Source organism: Collinsella sp. OM08-14AT (genome assembly GCF_003438115.1).
Taxonomy (GTDB): domain Bacteria; phylum Actinomycetota; class Coriobacteriia; order Coriobacteriales; family Coriobacteriaceae; genus Collinsella.
On the sequence record NZ_QSTE01000009.1, the window covers coordinates 21,947 to 39,341 of the forward strand.

General features: G+C 61.5%; 18 protein-coding genes. 1 reads left to right on the forward strand and 17 read right to left on the reverse strand.

What is annotated here, in order from left to right:
* Positions 1-6: 6 nt before the first annotated feature.
* The 14 genes from DXC18_RS06135 to rpsP form a co-directional block, all read right to left on the reverse strand.
* Positions 7-942, reverse strand: coding sequence for a DNA-processing protein DprA (locus DXC18_RS06135; protein WP_370445788.1), 936 nt, complete (start codon positions 940-942; stop codon positions 7-9).
* Positions 939-2,462 (reverse strand): YifB family Mg chelatase-like AAA ATPase, encoded by a 1,524-nt coding sequence (locus tag DXC18_RS06140; RefSeq protein ID WP_117716648.1) that lies wholly within the window; start codon positions 2,460-2,462, stop codon positions 939-941. Before DXC18_RS06140 ends, DXC18_RS06135 begins: the two co-directional genes overlap by 4 nt.
* The gene (locus DXC18_RS06145; RefSeq protein ID WP_117716649.1) at positions 2,462-2,947 is read right to left on the reverse strand and encodes a YraN family protein; all 486 of its coding nucleotides are present in this window, start codon (positions 2,945-2,947) and stop codon (positions 2,462-2,464) included. Before DXC18_RS06145 ends, DXC18_RS06140 begins: the two co-directional genes overlap by 1 nt.
* Positions 2,948-3,136: 189 nt before the next feature.
* Positions 3,137-3,925 (reverse strand): ribonuclease HII, encoded by a 789-nt coding sequence (locus DXC18_RS06150; protein WP_055250018.1) that lies wholly within the window; start codon positions 3,923-3,925, stop codon positions 3,137-3,139.
* A 93-nt stretch (positions 3,926-4,018) separates the two neighbouring features.
* Positions 4,019-4,360: a 50S ribosomal protein L19 gene (rplS, locus tag DXC18_RS06155; RefSeq protein ID WP_006236098.1), complete on the reverse strand. Its 342-nt coding sequence runs from the start codon at positions 4,358-4,360 to the stop codon at positions 4,019-4,021.
* Positions 4,361-4,569: 209 nt separating this feature from the next.
* Entirely contained in the window at positions 4,570-7,320 is a 2,751-nt protein-coding gene (ppdK, locus tag DXC18_RS06160) for a pyruvate, phosphate dikinase (protein WP_117716650.1), read from the reverse strand.
* A gap of 266 nt (positions 7,321-7,586) precedes the next feature.
* On the reverse strand, positions 7,587-8,462 hold the full coding sequence (locus DXC18_RS06165; RefSeq protein WP_117716651.1) for a pyruvate, water dikinase regulatory protein: 876 nt from the start codon (positions 8,460-8,462) through the stop codon (positions 7,587-7,589).
* Positions 8,463-8,496: 34 nt separating this feature from the next.
* Positions 8,497-10,593, reverse strand: a complete 2,097-nt coding sequence (glyS, locus tag DXC18_RS06170; RefSeq protein ID WP_117716652.1) for a glycine--tRNA ligase subunit beta — start codon at positions 10,591-10,593, stop codon at positions 8,497-8,499.
* A 3-nt stretch (positions 10,594-10,596) separates the two neighbouring features.
* Positions 10,597-11,508 (reverse strand): glycine--tRNA ligase subunit alpha, encoded by a 912-nt coding sequence (locus tag DXC18_RS06175; protein WP_117716653.1) that lies wholly within the window; start codon positions 11,506-11,508, stop codon positions 10,597-10,599.
* A 59-nt stretch (positions 11,509-11,567) separates the two neighbouring features.
* A complete protein-coding gene (lepB, locus tag DXC18_RS06180) occupies positions 11,568-12,131 on the reverse strand; it encodes a signal peptidase I (RefSeq protein ID WP_055250011.1) in 564 nt (187 codons plus the stop codon).
* Between the two features lie 2 nt (positions 12,132-12,133).
* The gene (trmD, locus tag DXC18_RS06185) at positions 12,134-12,892 is read right to left on the reverse strand and encodes a tRNA (guanosine(37)-N1)-methyltransferase TrmD (protein WP_117654832.1); all 759 of its coding nucleotides are present in this window, start codon (positions 12,890-12,892) and stop codon (positions 12,134-12,136) included.
* A gap of 10 nt (positions 12,893-12,902) precedes the next feature.
* Entirely contained in the window at positions 12,903-13,394 is a 492-nt protein-coding gene (rimM, locus tag DXC18_RS06190; RefSeq protein ID WP_233502560.1) for a ribosome maturation factor RimM, read from the reverse strand.
* A gap of 34 nt (positions 13,395-13,428) precedes the next feature.
* Positions 13,429-13,674 carry a KH domain-containing protein gene (locus DXC18_RS06195; RefSeq protein WP_171021534.1) on the reverse strand — a complete coding sequence of 82 codons (246 nt, stop codon included), beginning with the start codon at positions 13,672-13,674 and terminating at the stop codon, positions 13,429-13,431.
* Positions 13,675-13,716: 42 nt separating this feature from the next.
* Positions 13,717-14,058 carry a 30S ribosomal protein S16 gene (gene rpsP / locus DXC18_RS06200; RefSeq protein WP_022094749.1) on the reverse strand — a complete coding sequence of 114 codons (342 nt, stop codon included), beginning with the start codon at positions 14,056-14,058 and terminating at the stop codon, positions 13,717-13,719.
* Positions 14,059-14,259: 201 nt separating this feature from the next.
* Between rpsP and dinB the strand changes: the two genes are divergently transcribed.
* Positions 14,260-15,513 carry a DNA polymerase IV gene (dinB, locus tag DXC18_RS06205; RefSeq protein ID WP_199412224.1) on the forward strand — a complete coding sequence of 418 codons (1,254 nt, stop codon included), beginning with the start codon at positions 14,260-14,262 and terminating at the stop codon, positions 15,511-15,513.
* Between the two features lie 99 nt (positions 15,514-15,612).
* Here the strand turns inward: dinB and rsfS are convergent, their stop codons facing one another.
* From rsfS to nadD, 3 genes are all read right to left on the reverse strand, one after another.
* Entirely contained in the window at positions 15,613-16,068 is a 456-nt protein-coding gene (gene rsfS / locus DXC18_RS06210; RefSeq protein WP_117629161.1) for a ribosome silencing factor, read from the reverse strand.
* A gap of 28 nt (positions 16,069-16,096) precedes the next feature.
* A complete protein-coding gene (gene yqeK, locus DXC18_RS06215) occupies positions 16,097-16,630 on the reverse strand; it encodes a bis(5'-nucleosyl)-tetraphosphatase (symmetrical) YqeK (protein WP_199412228.1) in 534 nt (177 codons plus the stop codon).
* An 86-nt stretch (positions 16,631-16,716) separates the two neighbouring features.
* Complete coding sequence (gene nadD, locus DXC18_RS06220; RefSeq protein WP_117637231.1) at positions 16,717-17,394, reverse strand: nicotinate-nucleotide adenylyltransferase; 678 nt, start codon at positions 17,392-17,394, stop codon at positions 16,717-16,719.
* Position 17,395: the final 1 nt, after the last annotated feature.

A 17,395-nucleotide genomic window follows, 5' to 3' on the forward strand; every position in this document is an offset into this window, starting at 1 on the left:
ACCTTTCTAATTGACATGTTTTCCATTGTGACCGAAGGGTGTCTGGGCGTGAAGAGCAAACTTGGAGGGCGCATACCTTCCATCCATCATGCGCTCGATAAGGCCCTCGAGCTCAAGCGAACCCAGGAGTTTAAGTACGCCGACGGCATCGAGCGAGACGAGCGCCGCGATGTCGTCGACTTTGAGCGGAGAGGCGATGAGCGCATGCATCACGGTCTGCTGCGTTGGATCCAGGTCGGCAATGCCGGGAGCATCGGGGCGCGAGTAGCGCAGGGTGCCGTAGATGCGTGAGATAGCTATCTCGATAGATTCCTCGTCGATGATGCAGCAGGCACCGTTCGCAATGAGGTAATTCGTGCCACGCGACTCGGGCGATAGGATCGACCCCGGCACGGCAAGAAGTTCTCGCCCCAAATCCATAGCAGCCTCGGCTGTAGAAAACGTCCCGGAAGGCATACCCGCCTCGGATACAAAGAGGGCTTGCGACAGGGCCGCGATCACGCGATTGCGGCGCGGAAAGGCAAACTTGCGCGGACCCATGCCCCACGGGGAGATCGACACGACCGCGCCGCCCGTATCGAGTGTGCGCGTGATGAGGCCAGCACTCGAGCGCGGATAGACCACGTCGGCGCCCGTCCCCAGCACCACGACGTGTTTGCCGCCGGCATTGACCGCAGCCCAACCCGAGGCCTGGTCACAACCGACCGCGCCGCCCGAAACTACCGTCACGCCCGCCTCGACCGCAACCTTTGCCGCAAGCTCTGCCACGGCAAGACCATACGGAGAGGCCTTGCGCGCGCCGATGATGGAGAGCGCGGGCGTCGAAAGCACCTCGGGGTTGCCGCGCACATAGAGTGTCTGGGGCACATCAGAAAGCTCCAAAACGGTCTCGGGATACAACGCGTCACCTGGATGCAGCTCGAAGGTCCCCTCGGCCATCATTGGTCCCTCCTTCCCTGGTACATCGCTGCCTCGAGCACGTGGTCCTGCGTCACTTGCTCGCTCTCGGCGACGTCAGCGATTGTACGCGCGATACGCACCAGGCGCACGATGCCGCGGCCCGTGAGATGCGTGCGCTTCGACAGGCCGAGCACACACTTCTCCGCCGCATCATCGAGCTCAAAGGTCGAAACGACGCCGTCAATGGACCGTGTCTCGTCATCCTCGGCCTCGGCATCCGCATCGTCCATACGGGATTCGCGCCAAGCGCGAAAAGCGCGACCGCGCACAACGTAGTCACGTAACTCAGCTGACGACATACCCTCCGCGCCCTCGATAATCACCTGAGGGTCGGGACGGGTCACATCGATCATCATGTCGATACGGTCGGCCAAAGGACCGCGCAGTTTAGACCGATAGCGCTCGACCATCGCCGCCGAGCAGCGACACGGTACCTCACGATCGCCCAAAAAGCCGCAGGGGCAGGGATTGCTCGCAGCCAGCAGCTGAAAGCGCGACGGGAAGGTAAAAGCCCCGTCGACGCGTACGATCCTGACGTAGCCGCGTTCGATGGGCTGACGCAGCGTCTGCAGCACACCCGTGGGAAACTCGGCAAGCTCGTCCAAAAAGAGCACGCCGCCATGAGCAAGGCTGATCTCACCCGGGTGCACCGGGCGCCCACCGCCAATGAGGCCAGCCGTTGATATGCTGTGATGGGGACTTCGAAATGGCCGATGACCTGCCAATAAGCCATCGATGTTCTCGCCCAAGACCGAATGGATGCACAGCGCCTCCTGCTGGTCCTCAACGGAAAGCTCGGGCAGGATGCCGGTCATACGACGGGCGAGCATCGTCTTGCCCGATCCCGGGGACCCGACCATAAGCAAACCGAGCTCACCCGCTGCCGCCAGCGCCATGCCGCGTTTGGCGACTTCCTGCCCCAGTACGTCGGCATAGTCGAGTTCGGGCTCAAAGGTCGCCTCGAGCACTTCAGAATCCAAGTAGTGCCGCGCGGCATCGCCCATGCCATGGGCAAGCTGAGACAAATGATCGATGAATCCACAATCCACGCCCGCGAGTGGCACATGCTGGTCTGACCTGCCGGCGATAAAAGACAGCCCCATGTCGCGAGCCAGCAGCTGAAACGCCACCTCGCCCTTGACGGGAAGCACCGTACCGTCCAAGCCGAGCTCGCCGGCGATAAGGCAGCGATCGAGGTTGTCACGGGGAATCTGCCCATCGGCCGCCAGAACCGCGATGGCGATGGGCAGATCAAAGCCGCTACCGGTCTTGCGAATATCGCCGGGCGCCAGATTGACCGTAATGCCCGAGCGCGGAATCTCGAACCCGGCGGAGCGCATCGCACAGCGAATACGACCGCGTGACTCCATCACCTCCATACTCGGGATGCCGAGCATCTGAATGCCCGGAACGCCACCGGCAAGCGAGACCTCGACCGTGACGTGAATCGCCTCGACGCCGCGGATGCAGGCCGCGTGAACGGCAAACGTCTCGAACGCCATCACGACACCTGCCAATCGAACGCGTTGTACTGATGCTCGATCTCGGCGATATGCCCGCCGCGAATGGTGACACCCACGGCATCGAAGCGAATCGCCTTGAGCGGATAATGCTCCATGAGATAGCAACTTGCGATGCGGCGGTAGCGGCGTTGCTTCTGGACGTCCACGGCCTCCTCGGGAAAGACCCGCGTGCTGCAATCCAGTGCGACGCGTCTGGTCTTGACCTCGGCCATCACCACGACATCGTCGAGCTCATCGAGCAGCACCAGATCGGCCTCGCCCTCGGTGCAACGATAACCCTGCTCCAGCAATGTGTAGCCGCGCTCGTTAAAGTAGTCGATGGTGATCAGCTCGCCCAGCATGCCCAGCTCGCGGGGACTGAGTCCCTTGATAAAGTCGGGCGTCATCGCCCCGCAGTCGAGCTCGCCGTTTTCCCAACGCTCCTTGAGTTGCTGCGTCTTGCTCTTTTTGCTTGCGGCACTCATGGGGTCTCCTTTCCCGCACACTGCATTGCCCCGATGATGAGGGCACCTTTCGTGCGGGTAAGTACCGGAAGCAAACCAAAAGCTGACCAAATGCCGTCAAAAAACGGGCCGTACACAGCAATGGTGTTGCATACGGCCCGCTACCAGCAGGTTTATAAAACCCCAAAGGTCCCTGTCTCCACAATTGACCTAGAAAAGGCGCTCAGTCTGCAGAAAGTTTCCGCAAAAGCTCACGCGGTGCAGTGGGCAAAGTCCATGTTTGCGAATGGCCTCGATGTGCTCGGGGCTCGCGTAGCCCTTCGACTCGGCCAGATGGTACTCGGGATACTCGGCGTCGTACTCGACCATCATCTCGTCACGCGTGACCTTGGCCATGATGGACGCCGCGGCGATGCAGGCAATTTTGGCATCACCCTTCACCACATCGCGCTCGTTAGGAACGGCGCCCAAGGGGTTGCCATCCATGAGGACGCAGTCGGGCTCAAGTCCCGTATCGGCCACGGCGCCCGCAACGGCGGTACGGATAGCACGGGCCATGCCCATTTCATCGATATCCTTCGGCGCGATATGGCAAAAACCGATTGCCGTCGCCACCTCGGCAATCTTCACCGAGAGCAACTCGCGGCGCGCGGGCGTGAGCTTTTTGGAATCATTGATGCCCCAGACGCGCGGCTCCATAGGAAGACAGACGGCGCATACTGTCAAAGGGCCGGCCACCGATCCGCGACCCACCTCGTCGACACCAACGACCACCCCATCGCCGCCAAGCTCGTGCATAAGCTCGTACATGTCATTGACGCGCTCGCGCTCGGCAAGCTCTTTGGCATGGCGTTTAAGGGCACGCTCGCAAGCCTTGATCACCTGCTGGCGCGGATCCTCGCGATAATGCTCCACGAGGGCAGGAATCTCCTCAAACGTAGCGCTCGCCAACTCACCGGCAACCTGCGATGCCGAAACCGAGCTCGTCATGTTGGCCATACCAGACCCTCCTTGCATGCAAATCAGATAAAAAGAAGGGCCACCCGAAGGTGACCCTTGTGTCCAAACGAGTGGACAGACGCTGCGATCTTCTTAGCGCTTCTCGGGGATGCGAGCAGCCTTGCCCACCTTGTCGCGGAGGTAGTACAGCTTGGCGCGACGGACGCGACCATGACGGACGACCTCGAGCTTGGCGATCTTGGGGCTGTGAAGCGGGAAGGTACGCTCAACACCGACACCGAAGGACATCTTGCGGACGGTGAAGGTCTCGCGGGCACCGGCGCCGGCCATGCGGATGACGTCGCCCTGGAAGACCTGGATGCGCTCGCGGTCGCCTTCCTTAATGCGGTAGTGAACCTTGACGTTGTCGGCGACGCGAACCTGAGGAATGTCCTCGCGGATCTGCTGACGCTCGATTGCGCGGATGTAATCCATGTGCAATTCCTTACTCTTCTAGAGGTGCCGTACCACCTTGGCCGGCACGTAGTTGAACAAACGCATTCGAGTATACACGCGCGGGTTTCTGCTGCAAGAACATTTTTTCACGCAGACAAAAAGACAAAACCCGCACATGATAACCGCCCGTCTCACGAATGAGACGGGCGGCATGAAGGGGGCTGCGCTAGGCGTCTAAACCCAAAACGTTAGGCGGAACGCTTGGCCTCGAGCTTGGCCTGAGCGGCAGCCAGGCGCGCGAGGGGCACGCGATAGGGCGAGCAGGACACGTAGTCCACGTCGGCCACGTTAAACAGGCCCTTGATGGACTTGGGGTCGCCGCCGTGCTCGCCGCACACGCCAAAGTGCATGTCGGGATTGGTGGCGCGGCCCTTCTCGACGGCCAAGCGCACGAGCTCCAGCACTGCCGCGTCGATGGTCTCGAAGGGGTTGTCTTTCAGGATCTTTTTATGCATGTACAGCGGGATGAACTTGGCCTCGGCGTCATCGCGCGAGAAGCCAAAGGTCGTCTGGGTGAGGTCGTTGGTGCCAAAGCAGAAGAAGTCGGCATGATGGGCGATCTCGTCAGCGACCATGCAGGCACGCGGCAGCTCGAGCATCGTGCCCACGGGAATATTGAGCTCGACGCCTTCCTCGGCGGAAACCTCGGCGATCACGCGCTCGATAACCTCGCGGGTCTGGACATGCTCGGCCGTGATGGAAACGAGCGGAACCATGATCTCGGGGCGCGGGTCGACACCCTCCTTGATAAGGCGGGCAGCGGCCGTGGCGACGGCGCGAACCTGCATGAGCGGCAGATCGCCAAAGACGACGGACAGGCGCACGCCGCGCAAGCCCAGCATGGGGTTGGACTCGACCATGCCGTCAATGCGACGCAGGCGGGCGCGCAGGGCAGTGAGCTCCTCCTCGGGAGCGCCGGCGGCCTCCTTCTTGGTGATGGCGACCTCGAGCTCGCGAGGATTATCCAGGAACTCATGAAGCGGCGGATCGAGCAGGCGGACGACCACATCGCGACCGGACATGGTCTTGAACATCGCCAGGAAGTCCTCGGTCTGAACCTTGAGCAAGTCGGTCAGGGCCTGCTGCTTCACGGCCTCATCGTCAGACAGGATAAAGCTCTGGATGATGTTCTTGCGATCGCCCAGGAACATGTGCTCGGTGCGGCACAGACCGATGGCCTCGGCGCCAAACTCGAGCGCGAGCTCGGCATCCTCGGGGTTGTCGGCGTTGACGCGCACGTGGTTGGCGTGACCGTCGGTCTCGTCCAAACGGATCTCATCGGCCCAAGACAGGATGGTGTCCAGGTCGCCGGTGAGCTCTGCAGAGACCAGGTCGACCGCGCCGTCGACGACGATACCCTGGGTGCCGTCGATGGAGATGACATCGCCCTCGCGCAGCACGCGGTCGCTGCCCTCGATGCGCACGACCTTCTCTGCCGCGTCAATGTGGAAGCGCTCAACGCCGCAAACGCAGGGCGTACCCATGCCGCGGGCGATAACGGCGGCATGGCTCGTCTTGCCACCGTGGCTGGTCAGGATGCCCTCGGCGGCGACCATGCCCTTCAGGTCGTCGGGGTTGGTCTCCCAGCGGACCAGAATGACCTTGTGGCCCTCGTTGGCGCGCGCGACGGCGTCATCACTCGAGAACACGACCTCGCCCACGGCGGCACCAGGGCTGGCGTTAAGGCCGCTGGCCAGGGCCTCGTACTTCTTGGAGGCGTCGAACTGCGGGTGCAGGAGCTGGTCGAGCTGCGCGGGATCGATGCGGCTCACAGCCTCCTCGCGGGTGATGAGGCCCTCCTCGACCATTTCGATGGCGATGCGCAGGGCGGCGGTGGCGGTACGCTTGCCCACGCGGGTCTGGAGCATCCAGAGCTTACCCTGCTCGATGGTGAACTCGATGTCGCACATGTCGCGGTAGTGGTCCTCAAGCGTCAGGAAGACACGCTCAAGCTCCTCACCTGCTGACTCGAGGCCCGGGGTGGTCTTGAGATCGGCGATGGGCTCGGTGTTGCGGATGCCGGCGACGACGTCCTCGCCTTGGGCGTTGACCAGAAAGTCACCGTAGAACTCCTTGGTTCCGTCGGCCGGGTTGCGCGTAAAGGCGACGCCAGTCGACGAGGTCTCGCCCTTATTGCCAAACGCCATAGCCTGGACGTTGACGGCGGTTCCAAGGTCATCGGAAATGCCATGCTGCTTGCGGTAGATGCAGGCGCGCTCGTTCATCCAGCTGCCAAAGACGGCCTGGATAGCAAGGCGCAGCTGAAGCTCCGGATCGTGCGGGAAGATGGGCTTGCCGTCCGCGACCTCGAGCTCGGGGTACAGGGCGGCCTCGACGTTATCGGAGAAAATGCCCTTAAAAGTCTCGACGAGCTCCTGCAGGTCCTCGGCCGAAAGATCGGAATCGACGCGAACGCCGGCGACCAGGCGTGCCTGGGTCAGGGCGTTCTCGAACAGGTCGGCATCGACACCCATGACGACATTGGAGAACATCTGGATAAAGCGGCGGTAGCTATCCCAGGCAAAGCGCGGGTTCTGCGTCTGGGCGATAAGGCCCTGGACGGAGTCGTCGTTGAGGCCCAGGTTGAGGACCGTGTCCATCATGCCGGGCATGGAAAACGGAGCACCCGAGCGCACCGAGACGAGCAGCGGATCGGAGGCATCGCCGAGCTTCTTGCCGCAACGAGCCTCGAGATCGGCCTCGGCGGCAACGATTTCGTCGAGCGCGCCCTCCGGCCACACGTTGCCGGCACCAGAGTACTCGACGCAGGTCTGGCAGGTAATGGTAAAGCCACCGGGAACCGGCAGGCCGATACGACTCATCTCGGCAAGGTTAGCGCCTTTGCCGCCAAGCACGAAGTTCATGGACTTGTCGCCCTCGGTGACACAAGTGCCCTGGGCATCGGTTCCAAAATGGTAAACCCTCTTGCAATCGCTCACGATACTTCCCCTTCCATGCGATCTCGCGCACGACCGTGGTAACGAATCGACCCGCCGGATGCGGGCCGTGAGGGAACTATACGGCGGGATTTGAACGGGCTTGAGCAGAGGATACGCGGTTTGGTAAACGTGCTAAAACTTGCGGTAAACGGTAGGTAAAGGTGGTTACCTTATGAAGATACCAATAGAATAAATTGGCAGGTTAAATGCAGGTTTCTTGCTAAATCGCTTTATCAATATCAAGCATATTTAGCTGGCCCAATGAGCTAACTTTGTTGGGCGCGACGGGCGGCACGACGGACCCTGGCTTCCTTGATCTCTTCGAGGTGGGCAATGATCTCGGAGGCACTCTCCTCGATCGCCTTGCCGTCGGTACGCACCACAAAGCAACCCAGGCGTTTCATGAGGGCACGAGCCTCCTCGAGCTCACTGCGTACACTCTCGGGCTCGGCATAGGAGCCGGCAACGGCACGGGCGTAGTCGTCGCCCAGGCGGCTATCGCGAATCTCGGAAATCACATCGACGGTCGAAATCAGACCGAAGAGACGCATCGGATCGACCTCGTAAATCGACTTGGGCGGCTCCATACCGTGCGCCAGCGGAACGTTGGCAACCTTGTAGCCCTGATAGGCCAAATACATCGAAAGCGGCGTCTTGGATGTGCGCGACACGCCCAACAGCACGATATCGGCACCCGACAGATCATCGCAGCCGCGCCCGTCATCGTGCTCGACGAAGTACTCCATGGCCTCGATGCGGTGGAAATACCGGTCATCGGTCTTATGGATCACACCCGCCACTCCTTTTGGTGGCACGCCAATAAGCGACGACAGGACTGCAAGCGTCGGGCCGATCAGGTCGACCGATCGAATGTGCAGCATACCCAAGTAGTCGAGCACGCGAGCACGAAGCGCCGGATCGACGATGGTATGGAACACGGCGATATCACGATGGTCGGCATCGACGCGCGGGCCCACAAACGATTTGACCTGCTCCACCGAGGTCACCTTAGGCAGACGTAAAACACGAAAAGCCCCTTCATCAAATTGCCCGGACGCCGCAAGCACCACCTCACAAGCGGTATCACCGAGCGAGTCGGAGATAACGATAACGGTGGAACGAGCGGTGACCGGGCAATCCATGCGGGGCTCCTTTTGCGCTTATGCGCAGGCTAGCTTACTTTTTGCGGGCAAGCTCACCAATGTTAGCGATGCCGGAGAAAACGGCCTCGAAGCGATTGAGCAGCTTAAGGCGATTATCGCGGAGCTGCTCGTCCTTGTCCATGACCATAACCTCGTCGAAGAAGCGGTCGATGGGCGCGCGCAGGGCGGCGAGCGCGGCAAACGCGGCAGGATAATCCTCGGCGGCAAGAGCGCCATCGACGGCGGTCTGAGCGGCCTCGGAGGCGTCGGCAAGCGCAAGCTCGACCTCGCCCATCAGGGCACGATCGTACTCCGCACCAAGCTCGGGCTTGGAGATATGCGCGGCGCGGGCGTAGGCAGTCGCCAGGTTGTCGAAGGTCTCGGCGTCGTTCTTGCGAGCCTCGTCGAGGGCAGCGCAGCGGGCGAAGAAGACCGACGGGGCAATGATGTGCACCGCGGAAACGGCGGCAACGGTGTCGGCCGGGATCTTCTCGTCGCGGGCCATACTCACCAAACGACCGTGGAAGAAGTCGCGTACCTGCTGGGTGACCTCGGCGGCGTCGAACTCAATACCCTGCTCGCTATAGAGCTGGAGGGCAAAGTCGATGAGCGACGTGGGGTCGATCGGCAGGCGGTCGCGCAGGATGTTGATGATGCCGATGGCGGCACGACGCAGCGCGTACGGGTCGGAAGAGCCGGTCGGGGGCTCGCCGATGGCAAAGATGCCGGCAATGGTATCGAGCTTATCGGCGCAGGCCACGATGCAGCCAGCGGTGCCCTCGGGCAGCTCGTCGCCGGCAAAGCGGGGACGATAGTGATCGCGGATAGCATGAGCGACCTCGTCGTTCTCCCCCATCGCGATGGCGTAGTAACCGCCCATCACGCCCTGCTGGCTCGTGAACTCGACGACGGCGTTGGACACCAGGTCGGCCTTGCACAGATGCGCGGCACGGCCGGCATCGGCGGCAAGGTGGGCACCCAGGTGAGCCTCGCGGGCAATAGCGAGCGCGAGCTGCTCAATACGCTCGGACTTGGCGAGCACGCTGCCGAGCTTCTCCTGGAAAGCGACCTTGGCCAGGCGCTCACGAAACTCGTCGAGAGAGATCTTCAGATCCTCCTCGTAGAAGAACTTGGCGTCATCCAGGCGTGCGCGCACGACGCGCTCGTTGCCGTCGATCACGCGCTCGGCATTCTCGGGCTTGCTGTTGGAGACGACCACGAACTCACGCGTAAGCTTGCCCTCGCCGTCATAGATCGGGAAGTAGCGCTGGTTGGTGAGCATGGACTCGCAGATGATCTCGTGCGGGACCTTGAGGAACTCCTCGTCGAAGGTACCGACGAGCACCGTCGGCCACTCGCAGAGGTTAATGACCTCCTCAAAGACCTTCTTGGGCGTGTCGACATGGCAGCCGGGGCGAGCGGCCTCGACCTCGGCGATACCGGCAAGGATGGCCTCACGACGACGCTCGGCAGAAAGCACGCCGGCGTCCTCGAGCACCTGCTCGTAGACGGCGGGGCTGGCAACAACGTGGTCACCGGGGCCAAGCACGCGATGGCCACGCGTGGTGTTGCCGCTCGTCACGTCGGCAAACGACACAGGCACAATATCCTCGCCCAGAAGGCAGCAAATCCAGCGGACCGGACGCACGAACGTCGCGTGCTCGTGCCCCCAGCGCTGGCTGCGGTAGTTGGGCCACTGCAGGCCGGCGATAGTCTTCTCGCACAGGGCCGTCAGGATCGGGGTAGCCGGTGCGGAGGGAATGTTCTTCTCGGCGAACACATACTCGCGGCCGTCGGTGTCCTCACGACGGACCAAGTCCTCGGCAGCCACACCGAACTTACGGGCGAAGCCCTGTGCGGCCTTGGTGGCGTTGCCGTCGGCATCAAAGGCAATGTTTGCCGCGGGGCCGCGCTTGACCTCGTGAACCTCATCGGTCGCAGTGGCGACGTTGGCCACGAGCGCAGCCAGACGACGCGGACTCGAGATCACGCGGACCTCGCCATGGGCCAGACCGGCCTCGTCGAGGCCCTTGGCGATCATGGTGCCAAGCTGCTTGACAGCATTGTTCAGCGGTGCGGAGGGCATTTCCTCCGTACCGATCTCAAACAGGAAATCCTTAGCGTCTGCCATGGCTTACGCCACCTCGCCTTCCTGGTCGGCATTCTCGTTGACTCCGGCGACCTCGGCCATGTAGGCCTCGCAGCACGCCTTGGCGACGGCACGGACGCGCAGGATGTAGTTGGCACGCTCGACCGCGGACAGGGCGCCACGGGCATCGAGCAGGTTGAAGGCATGGCTGCACTTCATGACGCAGTCGTACGCCGGCAGCGGCAGTTTGCGCTCCAGGCAGGAATGGCACTCGGCCTCGTAGTCGTCAAACTTCTGACGCATCATCTCGACGTTGGCGACCTCAAAGTTATAGGCACTGAACTCGCGCTCGTTCTCGAGGAACACGTCGCCGTAGGTCATGGGCGTGCCATCGGGCAGGTAGCTCCACACCAGATCGTAGACCGAGTTGACGCCCTGGGCGTACATGGCGATACGCTCCAGGCCATAGGTAATCTCGACGGGCACGGGGTCGACCTCGATACCGCCCACCTGCTGGAAGTACGTAAACTGCGTGACCTCCATGCCGTTGAGCCAGACCTCCCAGCCAAGGCCCCAGGCGCCCAGGGTCGGGCTCTCCCAGTCGTCCTCGACAAAGCGGACGTCATGGTCGTTGGGGTCCAGGCCAATGGCAGCAAGAGACCCCAGGTAAAGCTCCTGAGCATTAACCGGAGAGGGCTTAATGAGCACCTGGAACTGATAGTAGTGCTGCATGCGGTTAGGGTTCTCGCCGTAGCGGCCGTCGGCGGGACGGCGGCAGGGCTGCGCATAGCAGGTGCGCCATTCGGAGGGACCGAGCGAGCGCAGCGTGGTCGCGGTATGGAAGGTACCGGCACCGACCTCGGAGTCATAGGGCTGCATAATGACGCAGCCCTGCTCGCCCCAGTACTGCTGGAGGCGCAGGATGATGTCTTGGAAGGAAAGCGATGAAGCGTTCATGCCTCTAATATCCCCTCGTCGAAACGATTACACGGTTAGGTACTGTACTATAGCGGTTTTTAGTCGATAGCGCCGATGCGGTTGAGCGGCCAGTAGCGCACAAGCGCCACAGCGATCAAATCAGAGCGATCGACGGGACCAAAGTAGCGCGAGTCGGCAGAGTTTTCGCGGTTGTCGCCCATCACCCACACGCACCCGTCGGGAACGGTGTAGGGATAACTCACCTGGGCGCCAGGCGCTTGGACCGAAAGCGGCCAACTCATGCCGGTCGTATAGTCCTCATCGAGCGCCTGGCCGTCGACGACGACCTTGCCGTCCTGCAGGTCGACCGTCTGGCCAGCCGTGGCAATAACACGCTTGACAAGAACATCATGCTCGGAAGTGGCATCGGGGTTGTGGAACACCACGATATCACCCTGTTTGACGGGCTGACCGAGCTCGAGGCTCACCTTTTGTGCCAGGATCTGGTCGCCAATCTCGATCGTGTCCTCCATGGAGCCGGTGGGTACCACAAAGGGCTCGACCACAAAGGTGCGGATCAGGAAGGTGGCCACAAGCGCGATCGCGATGACCGCGACCCACTCAAAAGCGCCCCTCAACGCGGAATGCTGCGATGGAACCATTCTCACTCCTCGCTCTGCGAATACGAAGCGTCCAGAATCTCCTGCGCGTATGCGCGCTCCTGGGGCGTAAGCCGTGCCGTCTCGATCAGGTCGGGACGCCAGCGGCAGGTGCGCTCGATGGCATTCTTACGGCGCCAGGCATCGACCTTGGCATGGTCACCGCTCACGAGCACCGGCGGCACGCCCTCGCCGTTGAATTCAGCAGGGCGAGTGTACTGCGCATACTCGAGCAGGCCTCCGTCCTCGGCGGTCGAGAACGACTCGTCGACGTTGCTCATCTCGTCACCAAGGGCGCCGGGAATCAGGCGTACGACAGCATCGGCAACGACCATAGCGGGAAGCTCGCCGCCCGTGAGCACGTAATCGCCGATCGACAGGCGCTCGTCGGCATACGCATAGGCACGCTCGTCGACACCCTCGTAACGGCTGCACACAAACAGCAAGCGCTCGCTTTTGAGCAGGCGCTCGGCCACATGCTGCGTAAAAGGCTCGCCGCACGGGGTGAAGAACACCACCGTCGGCTTGGGGCCCTCCGCGCTAATGGCCTCGATGGCCTCGGCGATAGGCTCGACCTTCATGAGCATGCCCTGCCCGCCGCCGTACGGCTCGTCATCGACGGTACGATGGCGGTCGTGCGTCCAGTCGCGCAGGTTATACGCCTTAAAATCAAAAAGGCCGGCCTTGCGGGCGCGGCCCAAAATCGATGTGGACATGACGGGCTCAAACATCTCGGGAAAGACCGAAAGGGTCTCAATCAGCATGTTGTCCTCCCTACTTGTCCATATCGATCAGGCCGTCCATAACGTGGACGGAAATTGTTCCTGTGTCGGGAAGATCGAGCACAACCTGCTCGATCACGGGAATCAGTACCTCGCCGTACCGATCGCCCTCGACATCCCAAACATCGTTAGCGGGCGTCGACATGATCTCGACAATCGTGCCGAGCGAACCGAAGCGCTCGTCAACCACCTCGCGACCCATCAGGTCGGTATAGGCGGCGTCGAGTGAATCGAGCTCAAAATCGTCACGATTTGCCAACACATAGCATCCCGTGATGCCCTCGGCGGCCGTCAAGTCGTCAATGCCCTCAAACGAGACCAGATCGCCATCGCCCGTATCGGTGACGGACACGACCGTGCAAAAGCGGTCGCGCTTGAGCGCCGGCGGCGTCAGGGCGACGCGCATACCCGGCTCTAATACAGAAGGAAGCCCCCGCAGCGGCTGCGCGAGGACCTCCCCCTTCCTTCCGTGCGGCTTGACCACACGGGCGATGTTTTTGTACTGGGACCTCAAGGTCCTAGCCCAGAACCTCTACCTCGACAGCAGTGTCGAGGCGAGCGGCCAGTGCACGGGCGAGCGTGCGAATGGCCTTGATGGTACGGCCACGACGGCCGATGACCTTAGCGACGTCATCCTCGGCGACAGAAACCTCGATCGTAGAGGCGTCGTCACCATCGATGACCTCAAGGCTCACGGAATCCGGGTCGTCGACGATCTGAACAACGAGATATTCGACGAGATCGGCGATGCGATCTGAGAGCATTGCCTCACCCTCGAGCTGTGCAGCGTCAACCTCAGGCACGATTTACTCCTCGGCGCCCTCAGCGGCCTCAGCGGCAGCCTTAGCGGCCTCGGCCTCTTTGGCGAGCTGCTTCTTGGACTTCTTGACGACGGTCTCGGTCTTCTCGCCCTCGTTGGCGGCCTTGACCAGAGCGGCGACGGCGTCGGTGAGCTGAGCGCCCTTGGACTGCCAGTCGGCGATCTTCTCGAGGTCGAGGTTGATGGTCTTGGGGGCGGTCATCGGGTTGTAGCGGCCAACCTCCTCGATGATACGACCGTCACGCGGGGCGCGGGAATCGGCGACGACGACACGGTAGTACGGACGCTTCTTAGCGCCGTGACGAGCAAGGCGAATCTTGACTGCCAAAGGAAACTCCTCCAACCAAGCAGCTTTAGGCTGCAACTACAAACAAACAGTTGAACATAATACGCCATCGACGCGGGCAGGTGAAGTCCGTGAGACCAACTTCTTCGGTGTAGTCGAGGGCAAATCCATATCTTAGACAAGAATTCGGGATTTGCAAGCACATACACGCACCCCACATGAGCTGCGCGGTATACTCATGACATGGAAAGACGCGAACATACATACGGTTATGAGGATGCCATGGGCGTCACGCCGCCCCCCTGGACGGGTCCGGCGGTGGGCCTCATGGACCTCGATGCGTTTTTTGCGAGCGTGGAGATGCTCGACCACCCCGAGTGGCGCGGAAAGCCGCTCATCGTGGGCGGAGACGCCGATTCGCGTGGCGTCGTGTCCACGTGTTCGTATGAGGCGCGTCGCTTTGGCGTGCACTCTGCCATGGCCTCGGCCGAGGCGCGGCGCTTGTGCCCGCAAGCCATTTGGACGCACGGGCACTTTGATCGCTACCGCGAGGTGAGCGCGCAGGTCATGGCAATTCTTGCCGAGGAGACGCCGCGCGTTGAGCGCGTATCCATCGACGAAGCCTTTATCGATATCACACCGGGTCGCTTTGCGCCCGAAGACCCGCTACTGGTTGCGCGGCGTATAAGCGACCGCGTGGCAGCGCTGGGAGTGACCTGCTCCATTGGCGTGGGCTGCAACAAGACGGTCGCAAAGATCGCAAGCGAGCGTGATAAGCCGTTTGGGCTGACCATCGTGCGCCCCGGAACCGAGCAGCGCTTTTTGGCCGCGCTGCCGGTATCTGCCATGAGCGGCATCGGGCGCTCGGCCGAGGAGCGACTGCGCCGTATGCGCATCTACACGCTCGGCGAGCTGTCACGCGCGCCGGAATCCACCTTGGCCTCTATTTTTGGCGTCAACGGCGAACGTATGCGTCAGCGTGCGCTGGGACTTGAAATCTCCGAAGTCACGAGTCTCGATGAAGAGCGCGAGGTTAAATCGGTGAGCAATGAGCGCACCTTTGCGAAAGATTTGACTGAGCGCGGGGACATCGAAGCGGCGATTGCGCTGTTGGGCGAGTCAGTGGGACGCCGCCTGCGCCGTCAGGGACTGACGGGCGCCACGGTGACGCTCAAGCTCAAGTATTCGTATGGAAGCGGTCGCTCGGCACAGCGCCGGCTTCCCCACCCCACCGACGATGAGAACATCTTTGTGGCGGTTGCGCTCGAACTGCTCGACAACATCTGGCAGGAAGGCATGCATGTGCGTCTGGCGGGTATCGGGATGAGCGACTTTGACCATCAGGGCGGCATCCAGACCGACCTGTTCTGCGAAGTCGACGACCGCGGAGCCCAATCAAGCGACCGTCGCGACCTCTCAGTCGCGATCGATGCCGTCCGAGACAAGTTCGGCGACACCGCCCTATCCTTCGGCCGCCAATCCCGCTTCAACGATTAACCGCCTTTAGGCAAAAAGAAAGCCGGGCAGGTGCGGAAAACCGCAACTGCCCGGCGAAATGCGCGAAGCTAGCTAAAAATCCCCGTATCAAATGAGCTACTAGAGGAGATTGAGGGGGAGCTGGGGGGCGTCACCCCAGAGCTTTTCTAGGCGGTAGAAGTCGCGGGCTTCGGGAGTGAAGACGTGGACGACAACCGAACCGTAGTCCATGAGCATCCAGGTCTTCTGCTCACGGCCCTCGATGGAGAACGGATGCTCGCCGCAAGCCTCGGCGACCTTCTCCTCGATCTCGTCGACGATCGAATCGACCTGACGGTTATTGGTACCGGTGGCGAGCACAAAGTAATCGCACACGTCGGAGAGCTCGGTCAGATCGAGCACCTGCACGTCCTCGCCTTTCTTGTCGTAGGCGGCCTGCGCGGCGGCGCGGGCGACATCCTCGGCGGCGACACCGCTCGTGGACAGCGAGGCAGCGGTGCGGTCGGACGTGGCAACGAAGCTCTTGTGCTCCACACCTTCAAGAATCTGCTCGTCGGTCATGGTCTCATCGGCCATGGAATACCTCTTTCTAGACACACCCGAGCTAGCGCAGCTGGGCGTAATGGTTGTAAATCGTAATAGCCGTGGGATAAAGATAGCGCCCGGACTGGATCACATAGACCAGACCCTGCGCAAAACAGGAGAAGAACAACTCGTCAAGCGTCGACTCCCCCACCATCTTGCGCAGCGCATGGGCATAGTCGCCGTGACGGTTGGGCTCGATGGCATCTGCCACAAAGACCACCATATCGAGCGGCGTCATGTCGCAGGCACCCACGGTGTGACGGTCGACAGCCTGGAAAACAGCCGGCGACAGCTCGGGAAAAAGCTGCGGAAGCTCATGGGCGGCAACAGGGCCATGCAAAAGCGGCGTCGCAGCGGAAGGAGAGCCGGCAACCTTGATGCCATAGTGAAGCGCGCGGGCCACGAGCTCGTCATCGGAAAGAACCTTGTCCCAATCGTGAATTAAGCCGGCGGCAGCCGCATCAAAGCGGTCAACGCCGTAGACCTCGGCCAGATGAAGTGCGGTCTCGGCAACACCCAGCGAATGCACATAGCGCTTGCGCTTATCTTTCATGCGAACATCGAGCAGTTCTTGAATGCGCTTGAGCAGCGCGCGCTCATCGCCCTCAAACTGATCCTCTACCGACAACGTAGCCCCCATCACTCAAAATCTTCTTGGCCCAAATCGGCATATAGCCTGCGCTTGCGAATGTAGCCGAGCACGGACTCGCTCGTAAGATAGCGCACGCTCATGCCGCGGGCAACTCGCTTACGAATGTTCGTCGAGCTGATCGCTAGCGCCGGAATCTGAATATAGCGCACGTCGAACGGCAGCCCCGACTCTTTGATTCGGGCACGCGCCGTATCGATATCAAAGCCCGGTCGCGTCGCCGCAATAAAGGTAGCAAGCTCAGCGATTCGTTCGGCATCATGCCAGGTCACAATATCGATAATCGCATCGGCGCCCGTAATAAAGTAGAGCTTTACCTGCGGCGGGTAAAAGTCGCGAAGGGCATGAAGCGTATCGGCCGTATAGGTTACGCCCGGACGGTCAATCTCGAACCGGCTCGCCAAAAAGGCCGGGTTCGCGGCGGTGGCGAGGACCGTCATGGCATAACGGTCCTCGGCAGGCGTAACCGGCTTGTCAAGCTTAAAGGCGGGAGAGCCCGCCGGCATAAAGAGCACGGCGTCCAAGTCGAGCGACTCGCGCGCCTGCTCGGCAGTCACCAGGTGCCCGTAATGAATCGGGTCGAAGGTGCCGCCCATAATGCCAAGCCGAAACTCTTTGCCCTCTTTTATGGGCAGCTCGGGCAAACCGATTCCACCGCGCAGCGACATG

Coding starts and splice junctions, on each gene's coding strand:
- glyS (WP_117716652.1), bottom strand. CDS start 10,593: ATGGCAGACGCTAAGGATTTCCTGTTTGAGATCGGTACGGAGGAAATG.
- dinB (WP_199412224.1), top strand. CDS start 14,260: ATGGAAAGACGCGAACATACATACGGTTATGAGGATGCCATGGGCGTC.
- rplS (WP_006236098.1), bottom strand. CDS start 4,360: ATGGATTACATCCGCGCAATCGAGCGTCAGCAGATCCGCGAGGACATT.
- DXC18_RS06150 (WP_055250018.1), bottom strand. CDS start 3,925: ATGGCCAACATGACGAGCTCGGTTTCGGCATCGCAGGTTGCCGGTGAG.
- yqeK (WP_199412228.1), bottom strand. CDS start 16,630: ATGAAAGATAAGCGCAAGCGCTATGTGCATTCGCTGGGTGTTGCCGAG.
- DXC18_RS06175 (WP_117716653.1), bottom strand. CDS start 11,508: ATGAACGCTTCATCGCTTTCCTTCCAAGACATCATCCTGCGCCTCCAG.
- rsfS (WP_117629161.1), bottom strand. CDS start 16,068: ATGGCCGATGAGACCATGACCGACGAGCAGATTCTTGAAGGTGTGGAG.
- nadD (WP_117637231.1), bottom strand. CDS start 17,394: ATGTCGCTGCGCGGTGGAATCGGTTTGCCCGAGCTGCCCATAAAAGAG.
- DXC18_RS06145 (WP_117716649.1), bottom strand. CDS start 2,947: ATGAGTGCCGCAAGCAAAAAGAGCAAGACGCAGCAACTCAAGGAGCGT.
- lepB (WP_055250011.1), bottom strand. CDS start 12,131: ATGGTTCCATCGCAGCATTCCGCGTTGAGGGGCGCTTTTGAGTGGGTC.
- trmD (WP_117654832.1), bottom strand. CDS start 12,892: ATGCTGATTGAGACCCTTTCGGTCTTTCCCGAGATGTTTGAGCCCGTC.
- DXC18_RS06140 (WP_117716648.1), bottom strand. CDS start 2,462: ATGGCGTTCGAGACGTTTGCCGTTCACGCGGCCTGCATCCGCGGCGTC.
- DXC18_RS06165 (WP_117716651.1), bottom strand. CDS start 8,462: ATGGATTGCCCGGTCACCGCTCGTTCCACCGTTATCGTTATCTCCGAC.
- DXC18_RS06135 (WP_370445788.1), bottom strand. CDS start 942: ATGATGGCCGAGGGGACCTTCGAGCTGCATCCAGGTGACGCGTTGTAT.
- DXC18_RS06195 (WP_171021534.1), bottom strand. CDS start 13,674: ATGCTCTCAGATCGCATCGCCGATCTCGTCGAATATCTCGTTGTTCAG.